The sequence below is a fragment of the Dactylosporangium sp. NPDC050588 genome (genome assembly GCF_040654975.1).
Lineage (GTDB): Bacteria > Actinomycetota > Actinomycetes > Mycobacteriales > Micromonosporaceae > Dactylosporangium > Dactylosporangium maewongense.
In genome coordinates this window covers 82,146-108,044 of sequence record NZ_JBFAJA010000004.1, presented here as the reverse complement: position 1 = coordinate 108,044, position 25,899 = coordinate 82,146, and the positions used below count along the sequence as shown (strand labels likewise).

Below are 25,899 nucleotides of genomic sequence, written 5' to 3'. Positions count from 1 at the left end.
CCAGCGCCGAGCCGGATGCGGGCCGCCGGGCAGGAGGTCCTCCCAGCGGACGTCTCGGCTGCGGAAGGACCGCCGAACGGTGACGCCGTCGGCGGTCAGCCCGTCGCGAGGACCCGCCGGTGCGGACCACGCCGGCGGTGACGGTGTTGACCCGGACCTTCGGCGCCCACTCCAGGGCCAGGGCGCGGGTGAGGACCTCGAGGCCGGCCTTGGCTGCGGCGTACGCGGCGGTGCCGGGTGCCGGTCGCAGCGCGGACACGCTGCCGATGTTGACGATCAGCCCACCGCCCGGCTGGGTCTGCATGACCGCGTTCGCGGCCTGGGCGACGAAGAACGGCGCGAGGAGGTTGAGCCGGACGACGGCGGTCACCAGGTTCGGCGAGGCGGTCGCGGCCGGGACCGCGGGGGAGCCGCCGGCGTTGTTCACCAGCAGGTCGAGCCGGCCGAACCGGTCGACGGCCGTCGTCACCAGCGCGGCGGCCTCGTCCGGCTCGCGCACGTCGGCGGCGGCGAAGACCACCCCGGCCGGCAGGTCGGCAGGTTAGCGCCGGCCGCAGACCAGGACCTGGAAGCCGGCACCGGCGAGACGCGCCGCGATCTCCCGGCCGATCCCGCGGGTGCCGCCGGTGACCAGCGCGGCGGGTTCAGAGCCGTTCGATGATGGTGACATTCGCCGTCCCCCCGCCCTCGCACATGGTCTGCAGCCCGTAGCGGCCGCCGGTGTCCTCCAGGGTGTGCAGCAGCGTCGTCATCAGCCGGGCCCCGGTCGCGCCGAGGGGGTGGCCGAGCGCGACCGCGCCGCCGTTGACGTTGATCCGGTCCGGGTCGGCGCCGGTCTCCCGCTGCCAGGCGAGGATCACCGGCACGAACGCCTCGTTGATCTCGACCAGGTCGATGTCGTCGATGGTGAGGCCGCTGCGCCGCAGGGCGTGCGCGGTCGCCGGGATCGGGCCGGTGAGCATGTAGACGGGGTCGTCGGCGCGGACGCTGAGGTGGTGCACGCGGGCGCGGGGGCGCAGGCCGTGGGTGCGCACCGCCGCTTCGGAGGCGACCAGCAGGACTGCGGCGCCGTCGGAGATCTGGCTGGCGAGTGCGGCGGTGACGACCCCGCCTGGGGTGAGCGTGGGCAGGCCGGCCATCTTCTCCAGCGAGGTGTCCGGGCGCGGTCCCTCGTCGGCGGACACGTCACCGTAGGGCACCGTCTCGCGCGTGAAGCGGCCCGCGGACCGGGCGGCGGCCGCCTTTTGATGGCTGCTCAGCGCGTACACCTCCATCTCAGACCGGCTGAGGGACCATTTCGTGGCGATGAGCTCCGCGGCCCTGAACTGGCTGATCTCCTGGTCACCGTAGCGGGTCTGCCAGCCGGTGGAGCCGTGGAACGGATCGTCGAAGCCATACGTCCGGCCGGCCAGCATCGCGGCGGAGATCGGGATGGCGCTCATGTTCTGCACGCCACCGGCCACGACGAGGTCGGCGGTGCCGGACATGACGGCCTGGGCGGCGAAGTGCAGCGCCTGCTGGGAGGAGCCGCACTGCCGGTCGACGGTGACGCCGGGGACGGCGTCGGGCAGGCCGGCGGCGAGCCAGGAGGTGCGGGCGATGTTGCCGGCCTGCGGGCCGATGGCGTCGACGCAGCCGAAGATGACGTCGTCGACGGCGGCCGGGTCGACGCCGCTGCGGTCCATGAGCGCGGTCAGCACGTGCGCGCCGAGGTCGGCCGGGTGCACGCCGGCGAGGCCGCCACCCCGCCGGCCGACTGGGGTGCGCACCGCTTCGACCAGGTAAGCCTCTGTCATGCTCGACACCTTACCAAGCGAGCGCTTGGTTGGTAAGGTGCGTGACATGGAACCGTTGAGTGCCCGGACGCTGCCGGACCTGGTGCGCTCCGGCGCCGAGCACCACCGCGACCGCGAGGCGATCGTCGACGGCCCGGTCCGGCTCACCTACGCCGGGCTGGCCGAAGAGGTCGCCCGGTTCGCCGGGGCCCTTGCCGCCAGGGGCGTCGGCAAGGGCGACCGGGTCGCACTGTGGGCGCCGAACTCATGGCGGTGGGTCGTCGCCGCGCTCGGCGTCGTCACCGCCGGTGGTGTCCTCGTCCCGCTGAACACCCGCTTCAAGGGGCCGGAGGCCGGCTACATCGTGGCTCGCAGCGGCGCGCGGCTGCTGCTGGTCGACGACGGCTTCCTCGGCAACCGCTACGTCGACTCGCTGGCGGCGGAGGACCTACCCGACTTGTCGGACATCGTAACCCTGGCGGAGTGGGACACCTTCGGCCTGCGGGTCGCGGTCACCGGCGCCACCACGGTGCCGGTGGTCATGATCGAGCGGCTCCGCGAGGAGCTGAAGCTGGCGAGGGTGCTCACCGCCTACGGGCTCACCGAGTCCTGCGGCACGGCCACCATGTGCCGCCCCGACGACGACCCGACCACCGTGTCGACCACCTGCGGTGCCGCGATCGACGGCGTCGAGGTCGCCGTCGATCCGGTCACCTCGGAGGTGCTCATCCGCGGGTACAACGTGATGCGCGGCTACTGGCAGGACCCGTCGGCGACCGCCGACGCGCTCGACGCCGCCGGCTGGCTGCACACCGGCGACATCGGCGTCCTCGACGAGCGCGGCTACCTGCGGATCACCGACCGGCTCAAGGACATGTTCATCGTCGGCGGGTTCAACGCCTACCCGGCCGAGATCGAGCAGGTCCTCGCCCGGCACAAGAGCGTCGCCGAGGTCGCGGTCATCGGCGTCCCCGACGAGCGCCTCGGCGAGGTCGCCCGCGCCTACATCGTCCCGCGAACGGACCACACAGTGGCGCAGGAGGAGCTTGCCGTGTACTGCATGGAACGCCTCGCGAACTACAAGTTGCCGCGCTCCTACGTGTTCCTGGACGCGTTGCCGCGCAACGCCAGCGGCAAGGTGCTCAAGACGACCCTGCGCGCGGCGGCGTAGATGGACACCGTCATCGTCACCGGTGGTGCCAGCGGCATCGGCGCCGCGATCGTCCGCCTCGCGCTGGAACAAGGCCTCCGCCCGGTCGTCTGGGACCTGGCCCCGACCGACGGCGGTCTCGTCGTCGACGTCCGCGACCCGGCCGCGGTCGCGGCGGCGCTGGAGGCGAGCGGGCCGGCCCGGTTTCTCGTCAACAACGCCGGCCCGGCCAGCGGCGGCGCCCCGCTCGGCTTCGCCGAGGGCCTCACCGCGACCGCCGGCAGCGTCGAGACCGTCACCACGGCCTGGCTGCGCACCGGCCCGCCCGAGGGCGCGGCGGTGGTCAACGTCGCCTCCGTCGCCGGGAATCTCGTCGGCACCGACTCGGCCTGGTACTCGGCCGGCAAGGCCGCCATCGCCGGCTACACCCGCCACCTCGCCACCCGGATCGCGCCGGCGGTGCGCGCCAACGCCGTCGCCCCCGGCTTCATCGACACGCCGAGGATGGCCGGGTTCGGCGACACGCCGCTCGGCCGGGACCTCATCGCCCGCAACCCGATGCGCCGCGCGGGGCGCCCCGAGGACGTCGCCGCCGCGGTGCTGTTCCTGCTCTCCCCGTCTGCCGCGTACATCAACGGCGTCCTGCTGCCCGTCGACGGCGGCTGGACGGTCTCCCAGTAACCGTCAAGGAAAGGGGCTGCGCAGATGCCTGACGCCGTCATCGTCTCGGCCGTGCGTTCGCCGATCGGTCGCGCCTACAAGGGTTCCCTCGCCGGCGTGCGCGCCGACGACCTCGCCGCGCAGGTCGTGCGCCTGGCCCTGGAGCGGGTCCCGTCGCTGGACCCGCGGACGCTGGACGACCTCATGCTCGGCTGCGCCCAGCCGGCCGGCGAACAGGGGTACAACCTCGGCCGGCAGGTCGCGATGCACCTCGGCCTGGACATGGTGCCCGGCACGACCGTCAACCGGTACTGCGCGTCGTCGCTGCAGGCGATCCGGATGGCGTTCCACGCGATCAAGGCCGGAGAGGGGCACGCGTTCGTCGCCGCCGGCGCCGAGGTTGTCTCGCACTACCCATTGGGGAAGGCGGATGGCATGCCCGGCACCCGCAACCCGCGCTTCGACGGCATCACCGGGTCCCGGCCCTGGTCGGACCCGCGGGACCGCGGGGAGCTGCCCGACGTGTACATCGCGATGGGGGAGACCGCCGAGAACGTCGCCGAGCTGTGCGGGATCACCCGGCTCGAACAGGACGAGTTCGCGGTCCGCAGCCAGAACAACGCCGAGAAGGCCCTCGCCGACGGCTTCTGGGACCGTGACATCACCCCGGTCACCCTGCCCGACGGCACCGTGCTGCGCCACGACGACGGGCCGCGGGCCGGCGTCACCCTGGAGAAGGTCGCGGCGCTGCAACCCGTGTTCCGACCCGACGGCACCGTCACCGCCGGCAACTGCTGCCCGCTCAACGACGGCGCCGCCGCCCTGGTCGTGCTCAGCGACGTGCGGGCCCGCGAGCTCGGCCTGACCCCCCTCGCGCGGATCGTCAGCACCGGCGTGTCCGCGCTCAGCCCGGAGATCATGGGCCTCGGCCCGGTCGAGGCGACCCGCCGCGCCCTCGCCAACGCGGGCCTGGGCATCGGCGACATCGACCTGGTCGAGATCAACGAGGCGTTCGCCGCGCAGGCGATCCCGGCGTACCGGCAGATGGGCGCCGACCCGGAGCGCGTCAATGTGCACGGCGGTGCCATCGCGGTCGGCCACCCGTTCGGGATGACCGGCGCCCGGATCGCCACCACGCTGCTCAACGGCCTCGTGCACCGCGACGCACAGTTCGGCCTGGAGACCATGTGCACCGCCGGCGGGCAGGGCATGGCCATGGTGATCGAGCGGCTCGCCTGATGGGTGCCCTGGACGGCAAGGCGGTCGTCGTCACGGGCGCCGGGCGGGGCCTCGGCGCCGCCTACGCCCGCCTCGCCGCGGCCGAGGGGGCGGCGGTGCTCGTCAACGACGTCGACGCCGACCTCGCTCTGACCGTCGCTGCGCAGATCACCGCGTCCGGCGGCCAGGCCGACGTGGCGGTCGGCACGATCAGCACCTGGGACGGCGCCGGCGCGGTGGTCGAGCGGTGCGTCGAGGTGTTCGGCGCGATCGACGGCCTGGTCAACAACGCCGGGATCTTCCGCCTCGCGCACCCGTCGCAGCAGGACCCCGACGAGTTCCGCGCCGTCATCGAGGTGAACCTGCTCGGCACGGCGTACTGCGGCCTGCACGCGATCCGGGCGATGCTCGCGCAGGGCGGCGGCTCGGTGGTGAACGTGACGTCCGGCGCGCACGCCGGGTCGGCGGCAATGGGCGCCTACGGGGCCAGCAAGGGCGGCGTCGCCTCGCTCACCTACTGCTGGGCGGCCGACCTGACCGGCACGGGGGTGAGGGTCAACGCCGTCTCACCGAACGCGCACACCCGGATGGCCGACACGTTCGAGGCGTACCTCGGCGCGGCCGCGAAGGGACAGAACGTGCACAAGCCGCCGGAGCAGAACGCCCCGGCGGTCATCTACCTGCTCTCCGACGCCGCCGCGGCCGTGCACGGGCAGGTGGTCCGCATCGACGGCGACGAGCTGTCGATGATCGCGCACCCCGTCGTGCAGGGCACCGGAGCCCAGGACGCCGAGTGGACGGTGGAGAAGGTCGAGGCGGCCTTCGCGGCCGGTGCCGTCGGCCCGATCAGCCCGGTCGGCCTGCACCGCGCCCAACTTGATCTTTAGCCTGTTCGGCGTGGTCGGGGACTGGTGGACTTCTTCCTCGCGGAACCGGCCGAGATTCCCACCCGCACCACCACGGCCACCGTCAGGCACGCTGATCCTCCGCAGCCCTTGATCGGATCTTCTTCCCAGGCAAGAGGAATGATCGATCAAGGGCTGCACCCATGATCAGCCAGGGTCGATGCCAGCCCACCCGAGGTTGAAGATCAAGCTAGCGGGACTTGGCCAGGCCGTCCAGGAACAGTGAGGTGCAGTCCTCGGCGAGGCGGGTGATCGGGTACGCCGCGGTGGGCTTGAACCAGCGCACCGACAGCCAGACGGCGTCACGCATCAACCGGTAGAGGATCTTGGGGTCCAGGTCGTCGCGGATGACGCCCTCGGCGATGCCTGCCTCGATGACGGACAGCCAGGTGCTCTGCACCTCTTTGCCGGCGGTGCGCAGATATCCGAACCGTTCGATCTGGGTCAGATAGTTGACATCGTTCTGGTAGATCTCGGTGGCGTGCGGGTGCGCCTCGACGACCTCGAGCGAGGCCACGATGAGGTCGTGCAGGCGGGTCCGCGGGTGGCTTTCGCCGTCCAGCACGCGCTTGTAGCGGGTGCGCAGGTCGTCCAGGTAGGAGGTCACGATCTCGTCGACCATGGCTTCCTTGGACTCGAAGTGGTGATACAGGCTGCCGGACAGGATGCCGGCCTCGTCGGCGATCTCGCGCACGGTCGTGGCCGAGACGCCCTTACGGGCGAACAGCGCCGCAGCGCTGGCGAGAATCCGCTCGCGTCGATCCCCAGGCTCTCGTGCCATCCCGCTCTTCCTCACCGATGTCGTTGTGCAGCCTCGTCAATCCCGTTCGCACCAGGAGTCTACGTGGACCGCGGCCGTGAGATACGGCTCGGCAGCGAGTGTAGCGCAATCAAGCAAGCGCTTGGTACGTTCATCGGGCAAGGTCCAGCCTGCGCGGTGAAGAAGGCGGCGATGGCGAACAAGCAGATGACCGAAGATGAGGTCGTGGCACAGCTGCGCTCGGGCATGACGATCGGGATCGGCGGCTGGGGATCCAGACGCAAACCGATGTCCCTGGTGCGCGCGATCCTGCGCTCCGACCTCACCGACCTGACCATCGTCAGCTACGGCGGCCCTGACGTCGGCCTGCTCCTGGCCGCCAAGAAGGTCCGCCGCCTGGTGTACGGGTTCGTCTCCCTGGACACGATCCCGCTCGAGCCGCACTTCCAGGCGGCCCGCCAGGCGGGCGCGGTGGAAGTGACCGAATACGACGAGGGCATGCTGCGCTGGGCGTTGTACGCCGCAGCGTGCCGGCTGCCCTTCATGCCCAGCCGTGCCGGGCTCGGCTCCGACGTGCTGAAGGTCAACCCCGCGCTGCGGACCGTCGCCTCGCCCTACGACGACGAGGAACTCGTCGCGATCCCGGCGGTGCGCCTCGATGCGGCCCTGGTGCACCTCAACCGGGCCGACGTGCACGGCAACGCCCAGTACCTGGGGCCCGACCCGTACTTCGACGACCTGTTCTGCAGCGCCGCCGACAAGGCCTACGTGTCGTGCGAGCAGATCGTCGACACCGCCGAGCTCACCCGGACCGCACCCGTGCAGTCGCTGCTGTTGCAGCGGTGGATGGTGCACGGGGTCGTCGAGGCGCCCCGCGGCGCGCACTTCACCTCCTGCGCCCCTGACTACGGCCGAGACGAGGCGTTCCAGCGCGAATACGTCGCGGCCGCCGCCGACCCGCAGGCGTGGGCGGCGTTCTACGACCGGTACCTGGAGGTCCTGACGTGAGCAACAGCATGAGCACTGTCACTCGCGCTGAGGTGTGCGTCGTGGCCTGCGCCGAGGTGTGGCGCGGCGACGGGGAGATCCTCGCCAGCCCGATCGGCCTGGTGCCGAGCATCGCCGCCCGGCTGGCCCGTGCCACCTTCGCGCCGGACTTGCTGCTGTCCGACGGCGAGGCGTACCTGACCCAGGGCACCTGGGCGATCGGCACCACCCCGCCGGTCGTCGAAGGCTGGATCCCGTTCCGGGCCGTGTTCGACCTGCTGTACACCGGCCGCCGGCACGTCATGATGGGCCCCAGCCAGATCGACCGCTACGGCAACGCCAACATCTCCGCCATCGGCGACTTCGCCCGCCCGACCCGGGCGCTGCTCGGCGTCCGCGGCGCGCCCGGCAACACCGTCAATCACCCCACCAGCTACTGGGTGCCCCGGCACGGGCGGCGCTCGTTCGTCGCCGCGGTCGACATGGTCAGCGGCGTCGGCTACGACCGGGCCGCCGCGAACCCGGCCGCCGGCCGCTACCACGAGATCCGGCGGGTGGTCAGCAACCTCGGCGTCTTCGATTTCGGCACCGACGACCACCGGATGCGTCTGGTCTCGGTGCATCCCGGCGTCACCGTCGACGAGATCGTTTCCGCGACCGGCTTCGAGCTGACCGTGCCCGCCGACGTACCGCAGACCCGGCTGCCGACCGACGCCGAACTCGCCCTGATCCGCGAGGTCATCGACCCTGCCTCGGTCCGTTCGCGGGAAGTCGACACGTGAGCGCGCTGCGGACGCCGATCTGCGAGCTGTTCGGCATCCGGTACCCGATCGTGCAGACCGGCATGGGCTGGGTCTCCGACGCCCGGCTCACCGCCGCCACCTCCAACGCCGGCGGCCTCGGCATCCTCGCCAGCGCGACCCTGTCCTACGAGGAACTGGTGACCGCGGTCGCCGACGTGCGGCGGCTGACCGACGCGCCGTTCGGGGTCAACCTGCGCGCCGACGCCCCCGATGCGGCACAGCGCGCCGATCTGCTCATCCGGGAAGGTGTACGGGTGGCCTCGTTCGCCCTCGCGCCGAAGCCCGAACTGATCGAGCGGCTCAAGGCCGCCGGCGTGGTGGTGGTGCCGTCCGTCGGGGCGCGCCGGCACGCGGAGAAGGTCGCCGCGTGGGGCGTGGACGCCGTCGTCGTGCAGGGTGGCGAGGGCGGCGGGCACACCGGCCCGGTCCCCACCACCCTGCTGCTGCCCCAGGTCGTCGACGCCGTCGACATTCCGGTCATCGCCGCCGGCGGCTTCTTCGACGGACGCGGCCTGGTCGCCGCCCTCGCCTACGGCGCCGCCGGGATCGCGATGGGGACCCGGTTCCTGCTCACCAGCGACAGCCCGGTCGGTGCGGCGGTGAAGCAGCGGTACCTCGACGCCACCGTCACCGACACGGTCGTCACCGCGGCGCTGGACGGCGTGCCGCAGCGGGTCCTGCGCACCCCCTTCGTCGATGGCCTCGCCGACACCGGCGCGCTGCGGCGGCTGCCCCGCGCGGTCCGCAACGCGCAGGTGCTGCGGAAGCTGACGGGCCGGTCGTGGCTGAGCATGCTGCGCGAGGGCCGGGCCATGCGCGGCAGCCACGACCTGCGCCTCAGCCAGCTCGTCCTCGCCGCGAACACCCCGATGCTGATCCGCGCCGCCATGGTCGACGGCCGCGCCGACGCCGGCGTCATGGCCACCGGCCAGGTTGCCGGGCTCATCGACGACCTGCCCAGCTGCGCGGAGCTCATCGAGCGCATCATGGCCGAGGCCGCGGACACGCTGAAGCGGTTCGCCTGATGCCCGCCTACGCCATCGAGGGCGTCGTGCCGGTCGTCCACCCGACCGCGTACGTCCATCCGACCGCGGTGCTCATCGGCGACGTCCACGTCGGCGCCGGCTGCTACGTCGGCCCACTCGCCAGCCTGCGCGGCGACTTCGGGCGCATCGTCATGGCGGCCGGCTCGAACGTCCAGGACTCCTGCGTCCTGCACACCTTCCCCGGCACGGTCCTGACCCTCGGCCCGGACGGACACGTCGGGCACGGCGCGGTCCTGCACGGCTGCCGCGTCGGCGCCGGCGCGCTCATCGGCATCAACGCGGTCGTGCTGGACGGCGTCGACGTCGGCGAATACGCGTTCGTCGGCGCGCACTCCCTCGTCAGGGCCGAGTTCGTGGTGCCGCCGAGGACCCTGGCGGCCGGCGCGCCGGCGAAGGTCGTGCGGGACCTGACGGACGTGGAACTGGCCTGGAAGGCGCACGGGACGGCGGTGTATCAGGCCCTGGCCGTGCGCAGCCGCGACTCGTTGCGACCTGCTACGCCGTTGACGGAGGAGGAGCCGGACCGGCCGCGGCTGTCGACGACCGCGGCGGTCGCGGTGCCGCTCGATCAGGCCCGGCGTGCCTCTGGTCAGCCAAGCAAGCGCTTGGTAGAGTCGTGACCATGCCGAACAGGACATCGGGCCACGGGCTGCTCGCCGGTCGCACCGTGCTGATCACCGCCGCCGCGGGCACCGGCATCGGCTTCGCCACCGCTGAGCGGTGCGTCGAGGAGGGCGCCACGGTCGTCGTCTCCGACCGGCACGAGCGCCGCCTCGCCGAAGCCGCCGAACGCCTCGGCGTCCTCGGCGTGCCGTGCGACGTCACCGACCAGGCCCAGGTGGAGCACCTCTTCGCCACCGCCGTCTCGCATTTCGGTGGCGGGCTCGACGTGCTGGTCAACAACGCCGGGCTCGGTGGCACCGCCGCCGTCGTGGACATGACCGACGAGCAGTGGAGCACGGTCCTGGACGTCACGCTCACCGGCACCTTCCGCTGTACCAGGGCGGCACTGCGGCACATGATCCCGCGCGGCACCGGGGTGGTGGTCAACAACGCCTCCGTCATCGGCTGGCGGGCCCAGGAGGGCCAGGCGCACTACGCCGCGGCGAAGGCCGGGGTCATGGCGCTCACCCGCTGCTCCGCCATCGAGGCGGCCCGCTCCGGGGTGCGGGTCAACGCCGTCGCGCCCAGCCTGGCGATGCACCCGCACCTGGCGAAGGTCACCACGGACGAACTGCTCGCCGAGCTGTCCACCCGGGAGGCGTTCGGCCGCCCCGCGGAGCCGTGGGAGATCGCCAACGTGATCGTGTTCCTGGCCAGCGAATACAGCTCGTACATGACCGGCGAGGTCGTCTCGGTCAGCAGTCAACACCCGTAGAGAGGCCGGCATGGTCGACGACAGTGCAGTCGGGGTGACCGGCGAGCCGTTCACCCTCGACATCGAACGCGGCAAGATCCGCGAGTTCGCCCGCGCGACCGGCTCGGCGAACCCCGACTATCTGACGGCGGAGGACCCGGTGATCCCGCCGACGTTCCTGACCACCGCGTTCTTCTGGCAGACCGGGGAGTCCGATCCCTGGCAGGCGGTCGCGATGGACCAGCGCAAGGGGTTGCACGCGGAGCAGGAGTTCGTGTTCCACGGCCCGCCACCCCGCGCCGGCGACCGGCTCACCGGGCGATCCCGGATCGAGTCGGTCACCCGCAAGGAGGGCCGCAGCGGCACCCTCACCTTCGCGGTGATGGTCACCGAGTTCCGCGACGAGACCGGCCGCCACGTCGCCACCGCCCGCCTCACCGGCGTGGAGACGGCAGTGACCGGTACGCAGCGCAGCGGAGGGGCCGGTCAACCGGCAGCGCAGTCCCAAGGTCAGGGCGGCGCCGAAGCGGAGGTGACGGCATGACCGCCTCCGTCCACGGCCCGCTGACTCGGACTGACCTGGTGCGTTACCAGGGGGCGTCCGGGGACTTCAACCCGATCCACCACGACGAGCTGTTCGCCCTGGCGGCCGGGATGCCGGCGCCGCTGTCACTGGGCATGCTGCAGGCCGGGTTCCTGGCGACCTGGGCGACCGACCGGTTCGGCGCCGCGGCGGTCCGCTCCTTCCGGGTCCGCTTCGCCGCCCAGGTCTTCCCTGGCGACACCGTCACCTGCGACGGCACCGTCGTGCGGCAGGACGAGGACAGCTTCGACGTCGAGATGACGTGCACCACCCAGGACGGCATCGTCGCCGTGTACGGCTGGGCGACCTTCACCACGGAGGCATCGTGATCGAGTCCACAGTGGACGAACTCGGGGTGGCCGAGATCGTCATGGCCAACCCGCCGGTGAACGCGCTGCCGGTGGCCGGCTGGTTCGCCCTCGCCGCCGCCCTCGACGCGGCCGGCGCCGACGCGGGCGTCCGCGCGGTCGTGCTGCGCGCCGAGGGACGCGGTTTCAACGCCGGCGTCGACATCAAGGAAATCCAGGCGAGCACCGGCTACGGCGCCCTCGTCGGGGCCAACCGTGGCTGCGCGGCCGCGTTCAGCGCCGTCTACGACTGCCCGGTCCCCGTCATCGCCGCCGTGCACGGGTTCTGCCTCGGCGGCGGCATCGGCCTGGTCGGCAACGCCGACGTCATCGTCGCCTCCGACGACGCCACGTTCGGGCTGCCGGAGGTCGACCGGGGCGCCCTCGGCGCGGCCACGCACCTGTCGCGGCTGGTGCCGCAGCACAAGATGCGGGCCATGATGTACACGTCGGCGACCGCGACCGCCGCCGAGCTGCACGCGTTCGGCTCGGTCCTCACCGTCGTGCCCCGCGACGAGCTGCGGGCCGCCGCGTTCGCCGTCGCCCACGACATCGCGGCCAAGGACCCGGCGGTCATCCGGGCCGCGAAGGAGTCGCTCAACGGCATCGACCCGTGGGACCCGAAACGCAGCTACCGCTACGAGCAGGGTTTCACCTTCGAGCTCAACCTCACCGGCGTGGCCGACAAGGTCCGAGACGAGTTCGGCCAGTGACCGGAATCCGCCTGGAAGACACCCCGGACGAGGCCGCCTTCCGCGCCGAGGCACGGGCCTGGCTGCGAGCCAACGTGCCCGGCCCGCTGCCGTCCGGCGACACCCGCGAGGGCTTCGCCGCGCACCTGCACTGGGAACGCGCCCTGTTCGACGCCGGCTGGGCCGTCGTGTCGTGGCCACGCCGGTACGGCGGCCGCGACGCCTCGCTGTGGCAGTGGCTCGTCTTCGAGGAGGAGTACTACGCCGCCGGCGCACCGCAGCGCGTCACCCAGAACGGCATCTTCCTGCTCGCCCCGACGCTGTTCGAGTTCGGCACCGCTGTGCAGCAGGACACCCTCCTGCCTCGGATGGCCGCCGCCCGGGACCTGTGGTGCCAGGGCTGGTCCGAGCCCGGCGCCGGCAGCGACCTCGCCGCCATCAGCAGCCGCGCCGAACCCGTCGACGGCGGCTGGCGGCTCAACGGGCAGAAGACCTGGACCACCCGAGGCGCCTTCAGCACCCACCTCTTCGGTCTGTTCCGCACCGACCCGGCCGCCGCCCGGCACCGCGGCCTCACCTACTTCCTGGTCCCCCTGGACGCCGACGGGGTGACGGTCCGCGGCTTCGGCCGCCTCGACGGCGACGAGGGCTTCGCCGAGGTCTTCTTCGACGACGTGTTCGTCCCCGCCGACGCCGTCCTCGGCGAACCCGGCAAGGGCTGGCAGGTCGCCATGTCCACGACCGGCTCCGAACGCGGCCTCACGCTGCGCTCCCCGGGCCGGTTCCTGCACACCGCGCAGCGGCTCGTCGCGCTCGCCGCCGCGCAGGGCGACCGGCTACGGCCCGTCATGCGGGAGCGGGTCACCCGGGCCTGGCTCAACGCCCGCGCCTACCAGCTGTTCACCCTCAACCAGGTCACCGACCTCGTCGAAGGGCGACCACCCGGCGCCCGATCGAGCCTCAACAAGCTGTTCTGGTCGCGGCTGGACATCGAGCTGCACGAGATCGCCCTGGAGCTGCTCGGCGCGGAAGCGGTCCTCGACTCGCCGTGGACCCGCGGCTTCCAGTTCTCGCTCGCCGGCCCGATCTACGCCGGCACCAACGAGATCCAGCGCAACATCGTCGCCGAGCGGGTGCTCGGCCTGCCACGAGCGTGAAAGGAAGCCACTGTGCGGTTCGCGTTGACTGAGGACCAGACCGCGCTGCGCGACGCGGTGCGGGCGCCGCTCGCTGCGGGCGGCTGGTCCACGCTCGCCGATCTCGGCGTGTTCGCCGCCATGGCCGACCTCGGCCTGGACGAGACCGACCTCGTCCCGGTCCTTGAGGAGGTCGGCTACGCCGCCGTCGCGCTGCCGGTCACCGCGACCGCGTTCGTCGCCGTGCCGCTGCTCGCCGCGCTCGACGACGACCGGGCCGCCGCGGCCGCCACCGGGTCGCTGCGGATCGCGGTCGCCGGGCCGGGCGGCCTCACCCCGTTCGGCGGGCACGCCGACCTCGTGCTGCACCTCGACGGCGGTGTCGCCCGGATCGGTGGCCTGAGCACTGCCGCATCCACTGTGGACACCAGTCTCGACGCCGTCGTCTCCATGGCTGCCGGCGTCCTCACCGACGACCCGGCACTCGTCGAGGCCGCCGCCGCGCGGACCGCCCTCGGTCACGCCGCCGAACTGGTCGGGCTCGGCCGGCGGATGCTCGACCTGACCGTCGGCTACGTCCAGCATCGCCACCAGTTCGGGGCGCCCGTCGGCAGCTTCCAGGCCGTCAAGCACCAGCTCGCCGACGCGTACCTCGGCCTGGAGTTCGCCCGGCCCGCCGTCCTTGCCGCCGCCTGGGCCCTGCAGGAAGGCGCGGACGCGGGACCCGCCGTCGACGGCGCCGTCGTGCTCGCCGCCGACGCCGCGCACGCGGCGAGCCGCGCCGCGATCCAGTGCCACGGCGCCATCGGCTACACCGTCGAATACGAACTGCACCGCTTCGCCAAACGCGCCTGGGCCCTCGCCGCCCTCGCCGGCCCCGGCGACCGCCTCGCCGCCCTCGCCACCACCATCGGCCTGAAGGAGCAAGGGACATGACCGACGAAGCAGACGTCGTCCGGTATCGCACCGAAGGCCCGGTCGCGGTCGTGACGATGCACCGGCCGCAGTACCGCAACGCCCAGAACTCCGCGATGACCTACGCGCTCGACGACGCGCTGTACCGCGCCGCCGACGACGACGAGGTCAAGGTCATCGTGCTCACGGGGGAGGGCAAACACTTCTCCGCCGGGCACGACATCGGCACACCCGGCCGGGACATCGACACCACGTTCCCGCGCCGCGCCGGCCTGTGGTGGGACCACGTCGGCAAACCCGGCGCGGAGAGCCGCTTCGCCCGCGAGTCCGAGGTGTACCTCGGCATGTGCCGGCGCTGGCGGGAACTGCCGAAGCCGACCATCGCCGCGGTCCAGGGCGCCTGCATCGCCGGCGGGCTGATGCTGGCCTGGTGCTGCGACCTCATCATCGCCGCCGACGACGCGTTCTTCGCCGACCCGGTGGTGCGCATGGGCATCCCGGGCGTCGAGTATTTCGCCCACCCGTGGGTGATGGGTCCCCGGCACGCCAAGGAGTTCCTGTTCCTCGGTGAGCGGGTGTACGCCGACCGCGCCCTGCAACTCGGCATGATCAACCGGGTCGTGCCACGCGCCGACCTGGAATCGTCCACGATGGACATCGCCCGGCGGATCGCGGAGATGCCCCGCCTCGGCCTCGCCCTGACGAAGAAGGCGGTCAACCAGGCCGAGGACCTGATGGGCCTGCGCGCCGGGATGGACTCGGTGTTCGGCCTGCACCACGTCGCCCACGCGCACAACGCCGAGGTCGGCCACGACTCCCTCGCCGGGCACGACGCCCGGTCGATGCGCGACGGCGGTCGCTGATGCCGCGACGGTACGACGGCCGCGTCGCCCTCGTCACCGGTGCCGCCTCCGGCATCGGGCGGGCCGTCGCGACCCGCCTGCGGGACGAGGGCGCCCGCGTCGCCGGCCTCGACACGGCCGCCGTGGACATCGACGGGGTGCACGGCATCCGCTGCGACCTGCGCGACGAAGATCAGGTCGCCGCCGCCGTCGCCGACGCGGCCGGCTGGGGCGGCCGGATCGACCTGCTCGCCAACGTCGCCGGGGTCGCCTCCTACGCGCACACCACCGACGTCACCCTCGCCGAGTGGGACCGGATCCTCGCGGTGAACCTCACCGGCACGTTCCTCGCCTGCCGGACCGCGCTGCCGCACCTGATCGCCGCGCGGGGTGCCGTCGTCAACGTCGCGTCCCTGGCAGGGGTCCGCGGCTGGCGGTACAGCGCCGCGTATTCCGCCGCGAAGGGCGGGGTCGTCGCGCTCACCCGGGCCCTCGCCGTGGAGTACGCGCCGGATGGGGTGCGGGTCGCCTGCGTGTGTCCGGGGTCCGTGGACACGCCGCTGAAACGTGACCTGGTGCCCGTGCCGGACCAGGACCCGCGGCTGGCCGGGCACGCCCGGGCGCTGCTCGACCCGCCGGTCGCCGAGCCGGACGAGGTCGCCGCCGCGATCGCCTACCTCGGCTCCGCCGAAGCGCGCTTCGCCACCGGTGCCGTGCTGCGCCTGGACGGCGGCGCCGGTGTCTGAGTACCCTCCGGACGTCGTCGTCGCCCACCACGCCTCCGGCACCTGGACCGCCGAGACGATCGCCGCGATGGTCGCCCGCAACGACCCCGACCGGGTCGCGTTCATCGCCCCCGAGGGCACCTTCACCTGGGGCGAATACGACGTCCTGTCATCACGCCTGGCACAGTCCTATGTGGATGCCGGGTTCGCGCCCGGGGACCGGCTCGCCGTCCTGCTCACCGGCGGCGCGCTGACCCACGTCGCCTACCTCGCCGCGCAGAAGGCCGGCCTGGTCACCGTCGGGATCGGCCCTCGGGCCGGCGACGCCGAGATCATCCACCTGCTGGCCAAGACCGGTGCGGTGGGACTCGCCACCCGCTGGTCGCACCGCGGCCGGCCGGGCGCGGAGATCGCCGCGCGCTGCGGCGCGCCCCGGCACGTACCACTCGACCTGGCGTCCCTGCCCGCCGCCGGCCACCCGGGCCCTGGGCTCGGCGCGGACGACCTGTTCTTCGTCAACTCCACGTCCGGCACGACGGGGCTGCCGAAGTGCGTACGGCAGACGATGAACAACCGCAAGTACTTCGGACCCCTCGCCCACGCCGCCGGCCGGTTCGGCCCCGATGAGGTCTTCGCCAGTGTGCTGCCCGCCCCGTACGGCTTCGGGCTGTGGAGCGCCCACGTCGTGCCGGCCATGTACGGCTACCCGACCGTGCTCACCGCCGAGTTCGACGCCGCCGAGACACTGCGGCTCATCGAGGAACACCGGGTCACCGTGCTGTGCGCGGTCACCGCCCAGTTCATCATGCTGCTGAACTCACCGGCGTTCGCGACCACGGACCTTTCCTCGCTACGGGTCATGTTCACCGGCGGGGAACGAGTGCCGGTCGAGCGGGCCCGCGAGTTCGAGGAACGGACCGGCTGCGCGGTGCTGCAGTTCTACGGCTCCAACGAGGCCGGCCCGCTGTCGGTGACCACCGTGGACGACCCGCGCACGGCCAGGCTGACCACCGCCGGCCGGCCGATCCCCGGGGCGCGGCTGCGGCTGCTCGCCGACGGCGCCGACGTCACCGCCGCCGGGGGACTGGGCCAGGTGGCCGCCAGCGGCCCCGGCTGCACCCCCGGCTACCTCGACGACGACGCCGCGAACGCCGCCCTGTTCCGTCCCGACGGCTGGCTGCTGACCGGCGACGTGGCCACCATCGACGGCGACGGCTACCTGTCCATCACCGGCCGGATCGCGGACTTCATCATCCGCGGCGGCCACAACGTGAGCGCGCTCGTCGTGGAGGAGGCGGTCGGCGGCCACCCGTCGGTCGCGCAGACCGCCGTCGTCGCCGTCCCCGACCCGGTTCTCGGCGAACGCGTCTGCGCCTACATCGTCACCCGCGACGAGCTGACCCTCGACGCCCTGCGGGTGCACCTGGACGCGGCCGGGGTGTCGAAGCAGAACTGGCCGGAGTACCTGGTCGCCCTGCCGTCGCTGCCCCTTGGTACCGGCGGCAAGGTGGACAAGGCGGCGCTGCGCGCCGACGCGGCCCGGCGCTTCACCGCCTGACGTCCGCGGCGCCGGGCGGGCGTTGGACCGAGCGGACTTCGTCGAGGCCGCACGCCGCGGCGGCGAACACCTCCTCGCCGTCGCGGACCTCGACGGTGGTGGGTTCACCGTGCCGCATACGTCGCCGCCGTCGCTGCGGGAGGTGGGAGCCGGTCAGGACAACGACGCGTTACCGGGCGGCGGTGAAGCCGGCCCAGGTAGGTCAGCTTCAGTGCCTGATGAGGGTCTGGGCCACCTGGCCGTCACCGATGGGGCGGCCGTCGAGGGTGGCGTGCACGTCGAAGAGGTAGCGCCGGCCGCGGACGTCGGCGAGGACGGCCGTCACCACGAACTGCTGGCCGGTGCGGGCCGGGCCGGTGTGGCGCACCCCGATCCAGGTGCCCAGTGACGCGGTTGCCGGCGCGAAATACGGGCGCAGGACGTCGGCGGCGGTGTCCTCCAGGCAGGCGATGAGCGCCGGTGTGCTCAGCACCGGCTCGGTGTCCGGGACGTGGTCGGTGGTCTGGTCCGCGGTGACCGTGAACGTGCGGGTGCGGGAGGCGCCCGGGCCGAGGTCGGTGCGCAGCAGCCGGTGCGGTGCCTCGTCGCGGGGGGCGCCGTGGCGCACGCGGAGGTCGGCGACGAGCCGCTCACCCCGCACCAGCCGCAGCATCACCACCCGGCCGCCGGTCGCACCCTCCATGGAGGTGAGCCGCAGCGGGTCGTCGCCGTGACCCGTTGGGTCGCCGTGCCAGATGAGCTGCTCCACGTGGGCGTCCGCCGGGATGGGCAGTAACGGCAGGATGCGAAGGTCCGCCGGGGTACCGGCGGGGGCAGTCCAGAGGTCCGGCACGCGGCGCTCCCTACCTTGACATGCTCGAAGGGCCAGGAACAGAATGGCACAACCAAGCGCTTGTTTGGTAGAGGTCTTGGGGGTTCTTCGTGCACGACCTGTTCCCCGCCGGAGCCGCACCGGCGCCCGGCAGCGTCCACGAGCGCTACGTCGCCGACCGTCTCGCCGAGGTGCGGGACGGCGAGACGCTGCCCGACACCGTCCGCCGGCACGCCGCGGCGCAACCGGACGGCATCGCCTTCGTCGCCGGCGACGACCGGCTCACCTGGGCGCAGTTCGACGCCCGCTCCACCGCCTTCGCGCAGCGGCTCGCCGACGCCGGGCTCCCGCGCGGCACCCGCGTCGGGGTCCTGCTGCCCGATGGCGTCGAGGTGCACGTCGTGTACCTCGCCGCGATGAAGGCCGGCATGATCGTCGTCGCGATCGGCCCGCGGGCGGCCCGTCTGGAGGTCCGGCACCTGCTCACCGTCGGGGGTGCCACCGCGCTCGTCAGTCTGGCCCGGCACCGCGACGAGCCGGTCGCCGCACTCGTGGAGGGGCTCGGCATCGTCGTACACCTCGAAATCCAGAAACTCGAGGACGGCACGGTCGCGCCGAAAGGGGCGCACGAGCTGCGCCGCGACGAGATCCACCTGCTGAACTCGACGTCCGGCACGACCGGCATGCCCAAATGCGTGGTGCACAACCAGGACCGCTGGTTCTACTACCACGAGCTCGCCGTCGAGTGTGGCGACCTGCGCCCCGACGACGTGTTCCTGACGCTGATCCCGGCGCCCTACGGCTTCGCGCAGTGGACCGCCAACTTCACCCCCACGCTGCTGGGCGCCCCGACCGTGGTCATGCCCCGCTTCTCCGCCGACGAGGCGCTGCGCCTCATCGAGCGCGAGCGGGTCACCGTCGTGTGCTGCGTCAGCACCCAGTTCATCATGATGCTCAACTCGCCGGTCGCCTCGGACGTGGACCTGTCGTCGCTGCGGGTCATGTTCACCGGCGGCGAGGCCGTGCCGTTCGAGCGGGCCGCCGAGTTCGAACGCCGCACCGGCGCCAGAGTGTTGCAGTTCTTCGGCTCCAACGAGACCGGCGCGCTGTCGCGGACCTCGGTCACCGACACCACCGACCAGCGGCTGCGCACCGCCGGGAAGGTCATCGACGCGATGCGGGTGCGGCTGTTCGCCGAGGACGGCACCGACGTCACCGCCGCCGGCGGCCCCGGCCAGGCCGCGTGCGCCGGCCCCGCCACGTGCCTGGGCTACTTCGCCGACCCGGCCGCCAACGAGGCGCTGTTCACGGCCGACGGCTGGATGCTCACCGGCGACATCTGCACCATCGACGCCGACGGCTACCTGCGGGTCGTGGACCGCAAGTCCGACTTCATCATCCGCGGCGGCAAGAACATCAGCGCCGCCGCTGTCGAGGACCACGTCGGCTCGCACCCCGCGGTCGCCATGGTCGCCGCGGTGGCAGTGCCGGACCCGACATTCGGCGAGCGGGTCTGCGCCTTCGTCGTGCTGCGAGACGCGGAGACCCTCGACCTCGACGGGCTCCGCCAGCACCTCGACGCGCGCGGGGTGTCCCGGGACAACTGGCCGGAGCGCCTGGAGATCGTGCCGGACCTGCCCCGCGGCTCCGGTGGCAAGGTCGCCAAGGCCCAGCTCCGCCAGCGCCTGCGGGCCTGAAAGGCGTTGCCGGGCCGTCAGGCCTTCGGGTCGGTGAGCAGATCGCGCAGGCGGCCGCGCTGGATCTGGCCGGTCGCGGGGGTGCGGGGGATCGTGCTGGTCGTCGCGACTCGGCGGGGCACCTTGAACCCGGCGAGCCGGCCCTCCACATGCGACCGCACCTGGGCCACCGTCGGCGGCGGGCAGTCGTCGGGGACCACGAACACCGCGCAGACGACCTCGCCCCACCGGTCGTCGGGCAGGCCGACGACCGCCACGTCGAGCACGCCCGGCAGGTCGCGGAGCGCGTGCTCGACCTCCGCCGGACCGACCGACTCGCCGCCGGTGCGGATCACCTCGCGGGTGCGGCCGGTCAGGAACAGGTAGCCGTCCTCGTCGAGGCGGCCGAGGTCGCCGGAGCGGTACTCGCCGGTGAGCGGGTCGGCGCCGAGGTAGCCGTTCATCAGCGCGGGGCCTTCGACGCAGACCTCGCCGTCGGCGGCCAGCCACAAGGCGTTCGGGGTCGCGGCCCGCCCGACGCTGCCGGGCTTGCGGGCCAGATCCCAGTCGTGCAGTGCCGCCATCCGGCCGGCCTCGGTGGAGCCGTACAGGATCGTGGTGGTCGTGCCGGGCAGCCTGGCCTTGATCCGTTCGACGAGGTCCGCGGCGACGCTGGACGTGCCGGTGTCGGCGTGCAGGAGCGAGCGCAGGTCGGCGGCGCGGTGCTCCCGGTCCAGCAGACGTTCCCAGACCGCCGGGATGCAGTACAGCGCCGAGGGGCGCTGCCGGCGGACCACGTCGATCACCTCGACGGCGTCGGCGCGGCGCACCAGGTGCACGGCGGTGCGGTGCTGCCAGGCCTCCATCACGTAGTGCCAGCCGCCGTAGTGGTACAGCGGGAACGTGCACACCACGCCGCCGTGCCCGCGCAGGCCGCTGGTGAACGTGCCGCCGCCGGGTGCCGCACGCAGCCAGCTCGCCCGGTGGCTGACCAGGGCGCCCTTCGGTGTGCCGGTGCTACCGCTGGTCAGGTACACGATGTGCGGCGCCGCGTCGTCCACCGGCCGCCGGTCCCAGACGCTGGAGCCGTTGCCGAGGGTTTCGTGGTGTACGACTCCCGCCTCGCCGAACGCGAGGTCCGACAGCACGAGCCGGGGGTCGAGGTACCGGCGGACCGCGTCGCGTTCGTGCACCGGCAGGGCAGGGTTCAGCGGGGCGAACACCGCGCCGAGCCGCGCGCAGGCGACGAACACGTCCAGGGAGCGCAGGGTGGGCGTCGCGCACCACAGCACGATGTCGCCGGTGCCGACCCCGCGGGCGGCGAGGGCGTTCGCGGTCCGGTTCGCGGCGACGTCAAGCTCCGCGAACGTCACCGCCTCCGCGCCGAGGGTGGCAGCGGTCCGTCCAGGGGCGGTGAGCGCGGCAAGCGTGACGATGTCCCCGATCAGCAGGCTCATGCGGCGTCCCAAGGGCCGATGCTGACCTGTGCGGGGCCGGCTGCGGCGTGCGCCGCCTTGTCGCGGGTGATCTCCAGGGCCTTCGGCAGCGCGTCGACGCCGTCGAGCCGGTGCGTCACCAGGCAGTCGAGGTCGACGTCGCCGCGGCGCACCAGGCGCAGCGCCTGCTCGAACGCGCCGCCGCCGGGGGAGTAGCCGCCCGCGCCGGACCGCGGGTGCAGCAGTGCCACGGCACGCTCCCGCAGCAGGCCCAGCGGTGCGCTCGCGTGCCGGGGCAGGACCGCGACCATGACGATCCGCCCGCCGCGCCGCACGCATCGGGCGGCCAGGTCCAAGGTGGACGTGCCGGCGAGTCCGGCGCTCGGCATGCCGCCCGCCGTCTCGAAGACCACGTCGGCGCCGATGCCGCCGGTCGCCTCCAGGACCGCGGCGTGGACGTCCTCGGTCGCGTCGATGACTGCATCGGCACCGGCCGCGAGAGCGAGCCGCCGCTTGGCGGGGCTGCGGCCGGTGACGATGATCAGGCCGGCGCCGCCGTGCCGGGCCACCTGCGTGTGCAGCACACCCATCACGCCGGCGCCGAGGATGAGGACGCTGTCGCCGGGCCGCACCTCGGCGATGGCGTGCCCGTGCAGCGCGCCTGCGAGGGGCTGCACGGCGGCGGCCTGCGCCGCGGTGACCCCGTCCGGGACGGTGACGACCGACTTCGCCGGCACGGCGACCCGCTCGGCGAACGCCCCCGCCCGGGTGAAGCCGAGCACACCGGGGGAGGGGCAGGCGTCCGGGCGGTCCCGGCGGCAGGCGGCGCAGGTGCCGCACGCGGCCGTCTCGACGGCGGTCACCCGGTCCCCGACCGCGTGCCCGCTTCCCGGCCCGGCGATGCTGATGACCCCGGCGAACTCGTGGCCGCCGAAGCGGGTCGGCCCGGCGGCGAGCCGGGCGGCGAGGACGTCGTGCATGGCGACCGGGTCACCGGCGATGAGCATGCACTCGGTGACGCTCGGCTGGACGCAGGCGACGTCGATGACGACCTCGTCCGGCCCGGGGACCGGGTCCGGGACCTCCTCGACGGTCGGATCGCCGAAGCCGTGCAGTACCAGTGCCCGCATCTCATGCTCTCCTCGGCCGTGCTTGACGGTGCGGTTAGATTTTGTATTCAATATTCAAATCTCGTCAAGGGAGGCTCGGATGGAGCGGGAGCTCATCGTCACCGGGGTCGGCGGGCAGGGCATCCAGCTGCTCGCGAAGACCCTCGCCCTCGCCGCCACCCGGGAGGGGCGCTATGCGATGCTCGCCGCGGACTACGGCGGCGAGATGCGCGGCGGGCCGTCCAAGGCCGGCGTCGTCGTCGGCGACGCCCCACTGCACGCCCTGCCGATCCTGCCGTCAGCCTGGTCCGCGATCTTCGCCCACCATCGCTTCGCCGAGGGCGTGCAGGACCGGCTCCGACCCGGCGGCCTCGTCGTGGCCAACACCCCGCTCGTCGACCCCGACAGCTTCCGCGCCGACCTGCGGGTCTTCGCCGTCGACGCGATGGCCGCGGCCAAGGACTGCGGCGCGCCTAACGCGTCCGGGTTCGTCCTCCTCGGCGCCTACAACGCCCTCACCACGATGGTGGCGGCGGCGTCGCTGGTCGCCGCGATGGAGGAACTGCTGCCTCCCTACCGGCAGCAGCACGCCCCCGCCAACGCGCGCGCCCTCGAGGCGGGTGCCCTGACCGTGCGGGCCGGTGTGGCATGAGCCTGGAGCTGCTCGACGGCGGGGCCGCCATGGCTGAGGCGGCGATCGCCGCCGGGTGCCGGTTCTTCACCGGCTACCCGATGTCACCGTTCACCGGCCTGCTGGAGGAGATGTCACGGCGGCTGCCCAAGGCCGGCGGGGTCTGCCTCAACGCGGAGAGCGAGATCGAAGGCGTCAACATGACCCTCGGCGCCGCCGCGGCCGGAGCCCGCGCCGCGACCGGCTCGTGCGGGCAGGGCATCGCGCTGATGCAGGAGGCGATCGCCGAGGCCGCGCTCAACGAGACCCCGTTCGTCGTGTTCAACCTGGCCCGCAACCAGCAGGACTACTTCCAGGCCACCCGCGGCGGCGGCTGGGGCGACTACCGCACGATCACCCTCGCCCCGAAGGACGTCCCGGAGGCCGTCGAGCACACCCAGCTGCTGTTCCACCTCGCCGACAAGCACCGCGCGCCGGTCATGCTGTACGGCGACCCGCTGCTCGCGCAAACCCGCGTCGGCGTCGACGTCCAGGCCCTCGACTTCGGCCCGCTGCCGGCCAAGGACTGGGCGCTGGACGGCACCGGCGGCGGCACCGGCCGCAGCCGCCAGATCTGGACCTGGGCGATGGGCAAGGCCAACGACCCCGGGCCCGGCCCCGACGGGCACTGGCGCGCGGTCGCCGACAAGTTCGACCGGATCGCCGCGGAGGAGCAGCGCCACGAGGAGTCCATGGTGGACGACGCCGAGACCGTCGTGGTGGCGTTCGGCACGGCGGCGAAGTTCGTCGAGCACGTCGTGACCGAGCTGCGCGCCGAAGGCCACCGCATCGGCTGGTTCCGGCCCGTCACCCTGTGGCCGTTTCCCGGCGCCGCGCTGCGCCGTGCCACCACCGGCGCCCGCAACGTCCTGGTCTTCGAGCTCAACGCCGGGCAGATGCTCGACGACGTGCGCATCCACGCCGCCGACCGCGACGCCGTCCGGTTCGTCGGCGGGGTCAGCATCGCCGAGTCCGGGCTCTCCTACGGTCCCCTGCTCGACGCCCCCGTGATCCGCGAACGAATCCTAGGTGCGACATGATCATCGACACGTCCGGGCCGCCCGCCGTCCCAGCGAAACAGGTCGCCGACTTCAAGCCCAGTCTCCTGCTCGGCGAGCACTCGCTGTGCCCCGGCTGCGGCGAGCCCGTCGCCCTGCGGATCCTGCTGGAGGTGCTGCAGGAGCTCGACATCGTGCAGCGCAGCATCGGCGTCGTCGGGCACGGCTGCTACGGCAGCTTCGTGCGCATCATGGACGTCGACGTCCTGCAGTGCCTGCACGGCCGAGCCCCGGCGTGCGCCACCGGCATCAAACGGGTCCGCCCCGGCGTCGCCGTGTTCACCCTGCAGGGCGACGGGGACATGGCCAACGAAGGGCTGCAGGAGGTGCTGCACGCCGCCGCCCGCGGTGAGAACATCACCTGCGTGATGCTCAACAACGGGGTCTTCGGCGACACCGGCGGCCAGCAGACCGCCACCACCGTCCTCGGCCAGCGCACCAAGACCAGCATCGACGGGCGCGACCCGGACACCCACGGCTACCCGATCCCGGTCGCCGACCTGGTCGCGTCGCTGCAGGGCGTCGGCTACGTCGCCCGCGGCGCCGTCTCCAGCGCCGGTGGGGTGCTGCAGGCGAAACGGATGCTGCGCAAGGCGTTCGAGACGCAGCTCGCCGGCGGCGGGTTCAGCCTGGTGGAGATCCTCACCATGTGCCCGACCGGCTGGTTCGTGCCGACCGCCGAAGGACCGTCGTATCAGCAGGGCACCATGGAGCAGACGTACGGCATCGGCGAGCTGGTGACCCGGTGAAGCTGCAGCGGGCCAACACCAGCGAGGCGGTCGCGGCGCACGTGCTGGACCTGTTGTTCGCCGGTGAGCTGCGCAGCGGCCAGCGTCTCGACCTCGACGAGATCGCTTCGCGGCTCGGCGTGAGCCGGGTGCCGGTCCGCGAGGGCCTCATCCAGCTCGAGCGCGACGGTCTCGTCGAACGCGCCCACTACAAGCGGGCGTTCGTCGCGGAGTTCGACGACGCCACCGTCCGGGAGGCGTTCGAGCTCTACGGCATGCTCAGCGCGTTGACCAACCGCCGCGTCGCCGCGCGCCGCGACCCGGCGGTCGTGGAGGCTCTGGGCAAGCTCGACGAGAGCCTGGCCGGCTGCGACGACCCGGCCGAATTCGAGTCCCTGGCCCGCGAGTTCCGCCGGGTCGTCAACGTCGCCGGCGCCCGCAACCACCTGCGGGCGCTGCTGCGCACGTTCAGCGGCCTGGTCCCGGCCGCGGCCCGGTTCTCCATCGACGACGCCCTGCCGGCCGAGCGCGCCGCCCTGCACGCCGAATACGCCGCGATCCGCGACGGGGACCCCGACGCCGCCGGCGCTGCGGCCCTCGCGCACCTGCGCCTCACCGCCGACAACGCCGTCGCCGCGCTGCGCCGCCGCGGCGTCTTCCCACCGTCCGTCGTGGACGGTGCAGAGTGGACGGACGCGGCGGCCGTCCTGAAGGGAACGACCCCGTGAGCCGTGGCACCCTCGTCATCGACACCGACCGCTGCAAGGGCTGCGAGCTGTGCCTGGCCGCCTGCCCACCCAGCGTGCTGAGCATGTCCGCGACCGTCAACGAGCAGGGCTACCGGTATCCGGAGCTGCACGACGGCTGCACTGGATGTACCGCCTGCCAGATCGTCTGCCCCGACTTCGTCATCGCCGTCTACCGATACACCCCGCCGCCCGCGTGAGCGCGG

At 72.9% G+C, this 25,899-nt stretch carries 29 protein-coding genes and 1 pseudogene; 23 read left to right on the top strand and 7 right to left on the bottom strand.

Translation table 11 applies throughout. The annotated features are described in order from the left end of the window. Positions 1–139: 139 nt before the first annotated feature. Both AB0I21_RS03790 and AB0I21_RS03785 read right to left on the bottom strand, forming a co-directional pair. Positions 140–670 (bottom strand): annotated as a pseudogene (locus tag AB0I21_RS03790) (SDR family NAD(P)-dependent oxidoreductase); the annotation flags it as partial. Next, on the bottom strand, positions 645–1,796 hold the full coding sequence (locus tag AB0I21_RS03785; protein WP_360558826.1) for an acetyl-CoA C-acetyltransferase: 1,152 nt from the start codon (positions 1,794–1,796) through the stop codon (positions 645–647). The pseudogene AB0I21_RS03790 and the gene AB0I21_RS03785, both read right to left, overlap by 26 nt. 46 nt (positions 1,797–1,842) lie before the next feature. Here AB0I21_RS03785 and AB0I21_RS03780 point away from each other — a divergent pair, with 46 nt between their 5' ends. The 4 genes from AB0I21_RS03780 to AB0I21_RS03765 are packed head-to-tail and all read left to right on the top strand — an operon-like array spanning position 1,843 to position 5,690. Next, on the top strand, positions 1,843–2,946 hold the full coding sequence (locus AB0I21_RS03780; RefSeq protein ID WP_360558825.1) for an AMP-binding protein: 1,104 nt from the start codon (positions 1,843–1,845) through the stop codon (positions 2,944–2,946). After that, a complete protein-coding gene (locus AB0I21_RS03775) occupies positions 2,947–3,606 on the top strand; it encodes an SDR family oxidoreductase (protein ID WP_360558823.1) in 660 nt (219 codons plus the stop codon). 24 nt (positions 3,607–3,630) lie between these two features. After that, positions 3,631–4,824, top strand: coding sequence for an acetyl-CoA C-acetyltransferase (locus AB0I21_RS03770; RefSeq protein WP_360558821.1), 1,194 nt, complete (start codon positions 3,631–3,633; stop codon positions 4,822–4,824). After that, the gene (locus tag AB0I21_RS03765; RefSeq protein WP_360558819.1) at positions 4,824–5,690 is read left to right on the top strand and encodes an SDR family oxidoreductase; all 867 of its coding nucleotides are present in this window, start codon (positions 4,824–4,826) and stop codon (positions 5,688–5,690) included. The genes AB0I21_RS03770 and AB0I21_RS03765 overlap by 1 nt, the downstream gene beginning before the upstream one ends. 208 nt (positions 5,691–5,898) lie before the next feature. Here the strand turns inward: AB0I21_RS03765 and AB0I21_RS03760 are convergent, their stop codons facing one another. Next, a complete protein-coding gene (locus AB0I21_RS03760; RefSeq protein WP_354894174.1) occupies positions 5,899–6,489 on the bottom strand; it encodes a TetR/AcrR family transcriptional regulator in 591 nt (196 codons plus the stop codon). 171 nt (positions 6,490–6,660) lie between these two features. On the opposite strand from AB0I21_RS03760, the gene AB0I21_RS03755 reads away from it, so the two are divergent. The 13 genes from AB0I21_RS03755 to AB0I21_RS03695 are packed head-to-tail and all read left to right on the top strand — an operon-like array spanning position 6,661 to position 17,459. After that, complete coding sequence (locus AB0I21_RS03755) at positions 6,661–7,476, top strand: CoA-transferase (RefSeq protein ID WP_360558817.1); 816 nt, start codon at positions 6,661–6,663, stop codon at positions 7,474–7,476. Positions 7,477–7,484: 8 nt separating this feature from the next. Further along, positions 7,485–8,237 carry a CoA-transferase gene (locus AB0I21_RS03750; RefSeq protein WP_360558816.1) on the top strand — a complete coding sequence of 251 codons (753 nt, stop codon included), beginning with the start codon at positions 7,485–7,487 and terminating at the stop codon, positions 8,235–8,237. After that, positions 8,234–9,283 (top strand): nitronate monooxygenase family protein, encoded by a 1,050-nt coding sequence (locus tag AB0I21_RS03745; protein ID WP_360558814.1) that lies wholly within the window; start codon positions 8,234–8,236, stop codon positions 9,281–9,283. The genes AB0I21_RS03750 and AB0I21_RS03745 overlap by 4 nt, the downstream gene beginning before the upstream one ends. Continuing rightward, positions 9,283–9,924, top strand: a complete 642-nt coding sequence (locus tag AB0I21_RS03740; RefSeq protein ID WP_360558812.1) for a gamma carbonic anhydrase family protein — start codon at positions 9,283–9,285, stop codon at positions 9,922–9,924. Before AB0I21_RS03745 ends, AB0I21_RS03740 begins: the two co-directional genes overlap by 1 nt. Before the next feature lie 2 nt (positions 9,925–9,926). Next, entirely contained in the window at positions 9,927–10,682 is a 756-nt protein-coding gene (locus AB0I21_RS03735) for an SDR family oxidoreductase (protein WP_360558811.1), read from the top strand. 10 nt (positions 10,683–10,692) lie between these two features. Beyond that, positions 10,693–11,205, top strand: a complete 513-nt coding sequence (locus AB0I21_RS03730) for a MaoC family dehydratase N-terminal domain-containing protein (protein WP_360558810.1) — start codon at positions 10,693–10,695, stop codon at positions 11,203–11,205. Continuing rightward, positions 11,202–11,573: a MaoC/PaaZ C-terminal domain-containing protein gene (locus AB0I21_RS03725; RefSeq protein WP_360558809.1), complete on the top strand. Its 372-nt coding sequence runs from the start codon at positions 11,202–11,204 to the stop codon at positions 11,571–11,573. The genes AB0I21_RS03730 and AB0I21_RS03725 overlap by 4 nt, the downstream gene beginning before the upstream one ends. Beyond that, entirely contained in the window at positions 11,570–12,304 is a 735-nt protein-coding gene (locus AB0I21_RS03720) for an enoyl-CoA hydratase family protein (protein ID WP_360558807.1), read from the top strand. The genes AB0I21_RS03725 and AB0I21_RS03720 overlap by 4 nt, the downstream gene beginning before the upstream one ends. After that, positions 12,301–13,440: an acyl-CoA dehydrogenase family protein gene (locus tag AB0I21_RS03715; RefSeq protein WP_360558806.1), complete on the top strand. Its 1,140-nt coding sequence runs from the start codon at positions 12,301–12,303 to the stop codon at positions 13,438–13,440. Before AB0I21_RS03720 ends, AB0I21_RS03715 begins: the two co-directional genes overlap by 4 nt. 12 nt (positions 13,441–13,452) lie before the next feature. Further along, positions 13,453–14,355, top strand: a complete 903-nt coding sequence (locus AB0I21_RS03710) for an acyl-CoA dehydrogenase family protein (protein ID WP_360558804.1) — start codon at positions 13,453–13,455, stop codon at positions 14,353–14,355. Then, positions 14,352–15,197, top strand: a complete 846-nt coding sequence (locus AB0I21_RS03705) for an enoyl-CoA hydratase (protein ID WP_360558802.1) — start codon at positions 14,352–14,354, stop codon at positions 15,195–15,197. The genes AB0I21_RS03710 and AB0I21_RS03705 overlap by 4 nt, the downstream gene beginning before the upstream one ends. After that, complete coding sequence (locus AB0I21_RS03700; protein WP_360558801.1) at positions 15,197–15,922, top strand: SDR family NAD(P)-dependent oxidoreductase; 726 nt, start codon at positions 15,197–15,199, stop codon at positions 15,920–15,922. The genes AB0I21_RS03705 and AB0I21_RS03700 overlap by 1 nt, the downstream gene beginning before the upstream one ends. Next, on the top strand, positions 15,915–17,459 hold the full coding sequence (locus AB0I21_RS03695) for a class I adenylate-forming enzyme family protein (protein ID WP_360558799.1): 1,545 nt from the start codon (positions 15,915–15,917) through the stop codon (positions 17,457–17,459). The genes AB0I21_RS03700 and AB0I21_RS03695 overlap by 8 nt, the downstream gene beginning before the upstream one ends. On the opposite strand, the gene AB0I21_RS03690 is transcribed toward AB0I21_RS03695, so the two are convergent. Together AB0I21_RS03690 and AB0I21_RS03685 are read right to left on the bottom strand one after the other, a co-directional pair. Then, positions 17,449–17,577: a hypothetical protein gene (locus AB0I21_RS03690; RefSeq protein ID WP_360558798.1), complete on the bottom strand. Its 129-nt coding sequence runs from the start codon at positions 17,575–17,577 to the stop codon at positions 17,449–17,451. The two genes, AB0I21_RS03695 and AB0I21_RS03690, sit on opposite strands and share 11 nt — an antisense overlap. A gap of 90 nt (positions 17,578–17,667) precedes the next feature. Continuing rightward, entirely contained in the window at positions 17,668–18,291 is a 624-nt protein-coding gene (locus AB0I21_RS03685; RefSeq protein WP_360558796.1) for a hypothetical protein, read from the bottom strand. Between the two features lie 89 nt (positions 18,292–18,380). On the opposite strand from AB0I21_RS03685, the gene AB0I21_RS03680 reads away from it, so the two are divergent. Beyond that, entirely contained in the window at positions 18,381–19,967 is a 1,587-nt protein-coding gene (locus AB0I21_RS03680) for a class I adenylate-forming enzyme family protein (RefSeq protein ID WP_360558794.1), read from the top strand. Between the two features lie 17 nt (positions 19,968–19,984). Here the strand turns inward: AB0I21_RS03680 and AB0I21_RS03675 are convergent, their stop codons facing one another. Together AB0I21_RS03675 and AB0I21_RS03670 are read right to left on the bottom strand one after the other, a co-directional pair. Further along, positions 19,985–21,403, bottom strand: coding sequence for a class I adenylate-forming enzyme family protein (locus AB0I21_RS03675; RefSeq protein WP_360558793.1), 1,419 nt, complete (start codon positions 21,401–21,403; stop codon positions 19,985–19,987). Further along, positions 21,400–22,512, bottom strand: a complete 1,113-nt coding sequence (locus AB0I21_RS03670) for a zinc-binding dehydrogenase (RefSeq protein WP_360558791.1) — start codon at positions 22,510–22,512, stop codon at positions 21,400–21,402. Before AB0I21_RS03670 ends, AB0I21_RS03675 begins: the two co-directional genes overlap by 4 nt. A 79-nt stretch (positions 22,513–22,591) precedes the next feature. Between AB0I21_RS03670 and AB0I21_RS03665 the strand changes: the two genes are divergently transcribed. From AB0I21_RS03665 to AB0I21_RS03645, 5 genes are read left to right on the top strand one after another with little or no spacing between them, the layout of a single operon-like run. Continuing rightward, positions 22,592–23,143 (top strand): 2-oxoacid:acceptor oxidoreductase family protein, encoded by a 552-nt coding sequence (locus AB0I21_RS03665; RefSeq protein WP_360558789.1) that lies wholly within the window; start codon positions 22,592–22,594, stop codon positions 23,141–23,143. Beyond that, positions 23,140–24,201 (top strand): 3-methyl-2-oxobutanoate dehydrogenase subunit beta, encoded by a 1,062-nt coding sequence (locus tag AB0I21_RS03660; RefSeq protein WP_360558787.1) that lies wholly within the window; start codon positions 23,140–23,142, stop codon positions 24,199–24,201. The genes AB0I21_RS03665 and AB0I21_RS03660 overlap by 4 nt, the downstream gene beginning before the upstream one ends. Continuing rightward, a complete protein-coding gene (locus AB0I21_RS03655) occupies positions 24,198–24,968 on the top strand; it encodes a thiamine pyrophosphate-dependent enzyme (RefSeq protein WP_360558785.1) in 771 nt (256 codons plus the stop codon). The genes AB0I21_RS03660 and AB0I21_RS03655 overlap by 4 nt, the downstream gene beginning before the upstream one ends. Next, entirely contained in the window at positions 24,965–25,675 is a 711-nt protein-coding gene (locus AB0I21_RS03650; protein ID WP_360558783.1) for a GntR family transcriptional regulator, read from the top strand. Before AB0I21_RS03655 ends, AB0I21_RS03650 begins: the two co-directional genes overlap by 4 nt. After that, positions 25,672–25,893, top strand: coding sequence for a 4Fe-4S dicluster domain-containing protein (locus AB0I21_RS03645; RefSeq protein ID WP_344499742.1), 222 nt, complete (start codon positions 25,672–25,674; stop codon positions 25,891–25,893). Before AB0I21_RS03650 ends, AB0I21_RS03645 begins: the two co-directional genes overlap by 4 nt. Positions 25,894–25,899 lie beyond the last annotated feature (6 nt).

Excerpts from the sequence above, each read along its gene's own strand:
- AB0I21_RS03785 (WP_360558826.1), bottom strand. The coding sequence starts at position 1,796 with ATGACAGAGGCTTACCTGGTCGAAGCGGTGCGCACCCCAGTCGGCCGG.
- AB0I21_RS03780 (WP_360558825.1), top strand. The coding sequence starts at position 1,843 with ATGGAACCGTTGAGTGCCCGGACGCTGCCGGACCTGGTGCGCTCCGGC.
- AB0I21_RS03775 (WP_360558823.1), top strand. The coding sequence starts at position 2,947 with ATGGACACCGTCATCGTCACCGGTGGTGCCAGCGGCATCGGCGCCGCG.
- AB0I21_RS03770 (WP_360558821.1), top strand. The coding sequence starts at position 3,631 with ATGCCTGACGCCGTCATCGTCTCGGCCGTGCGTTCGCCGATCGGTCGC.
- AB0I21_RS03765 (WP_360558819.1), top strand. The coding sequence starts at position 4,824 with ATGGGTGCCCTGGACGGCAAGGCGGTCGTCGTCACGGGCGCCGGGCGG.
- AB0I21_RS03760 (WP_354894174.1), bottom strand. The coding sequence starts at position 6,489 with ATGGCACGAGAGCCTGGGGATCGACGCGAGCGGATTCTCGCCAGCGCT.
- AB0I21_RS03755 (WP_360558817.1), top strand. The coding sequence starts at position 6,661 with ATGGCGAACAAGCAGATGACCGAAGATGAGGTCGTGGCACAGCTGCGC.
- AB0I21_RS03750 (WP_360558816.1), top strand. The coding sequence starts at position 7,485 with ATGAGCACTGTCACTCGCGCTGAGGTGTGCGTCGTGGCCTGCGCCGAG.
- AB0I21_RS03740 (WP_360558812.1), top strand. The coding sequence starts at position 9,283 with ATGCCCGCCTACGCCATCGAGGGCGTCGTGCCGGTCGTCCACCCGACC.
- AB0I21_RS03735 (WP_360558811.1), top strand. The coding sequence starts at position 9,927 with ATGCCGAACAGGACATCGGGCCACGGGCTGCTCGCCGGTCGCACCGTG.
- AB0I21_RS03730 (WP_360558810.1), top strand. The coding sequence starts at position 10,693 with ATGGTCGACGACAGTGCAGTCGGGGTGACCGGCGAGCCGTTCACCCTC.
- AB0I21_RS03725 (WP_360558809.1), top strand. The coding sequence starts at position 11,202 with ATGACCGCCTCCGTCCACGGCCCGCTGACTCGGACTGACCTGGTGCGT.
- AB0I21_RS03705 (WP_360558802.1), top strand. The coding sequence starts at position 14,352 with ATGACCGACGAAGCAGACGTCGTCCGGTATCGCACCGAAGGCCCGGTC.
- AB0I21_RS03700 (WP_360558801.1), top strand. The coding sequence starts at position 15,197 with ATGCCGCGACGGTACGACGGCCGCGTCGCCCTCGTCACCGGTGCCGCC.
- AB0I21_RS03690 (WP_360558798.1), bottom strand. The coding sequence starts at position 17,577 with ATGCGGCACGGTGAACCCACCACCGTCGAGGTCCGCGACGGCGAGGAG.
- AB0I21_RS03675 (WP_360558793.1), bottom strand. The coding sequence starts at position 21,403 with ATGAGCCTGCTGATCGGGGACATCGTCACGCTTGCCGCGCTCACCGCC.
- AB0I21_RS03670 (WP_360558791.1), bottom strand. The coding sequence starts at position 22,512 with ATGCGGGCACTGGTACTGCACGGCTTCGGCGATCCGACCGTCGAGGAG.
- AB0I21_RS03665 (WP_360558789.1), top strand. The coding sequence starts at position 22,592 with ATGGAGCGGGAGCTCATCGTCACCGGGGTCGGCGGGCAGGGCATCCAG.
- AB0I21_RS03660 (WP_360558787.1), top strand. The coding sequence starts at position 23,140 with ATGAGCCTGGAGCTGCTCGACGGCGGGGCCGCCATGGCTGAGGCGGCG.
- AB0I21_RS03655 (WP_360558785.1), top strand. The coding sequence starts at position 24,198 with ATGATCATCGACACGTCCGGGCCGCCCGCCGTCCCAGCGAAACAGGTC.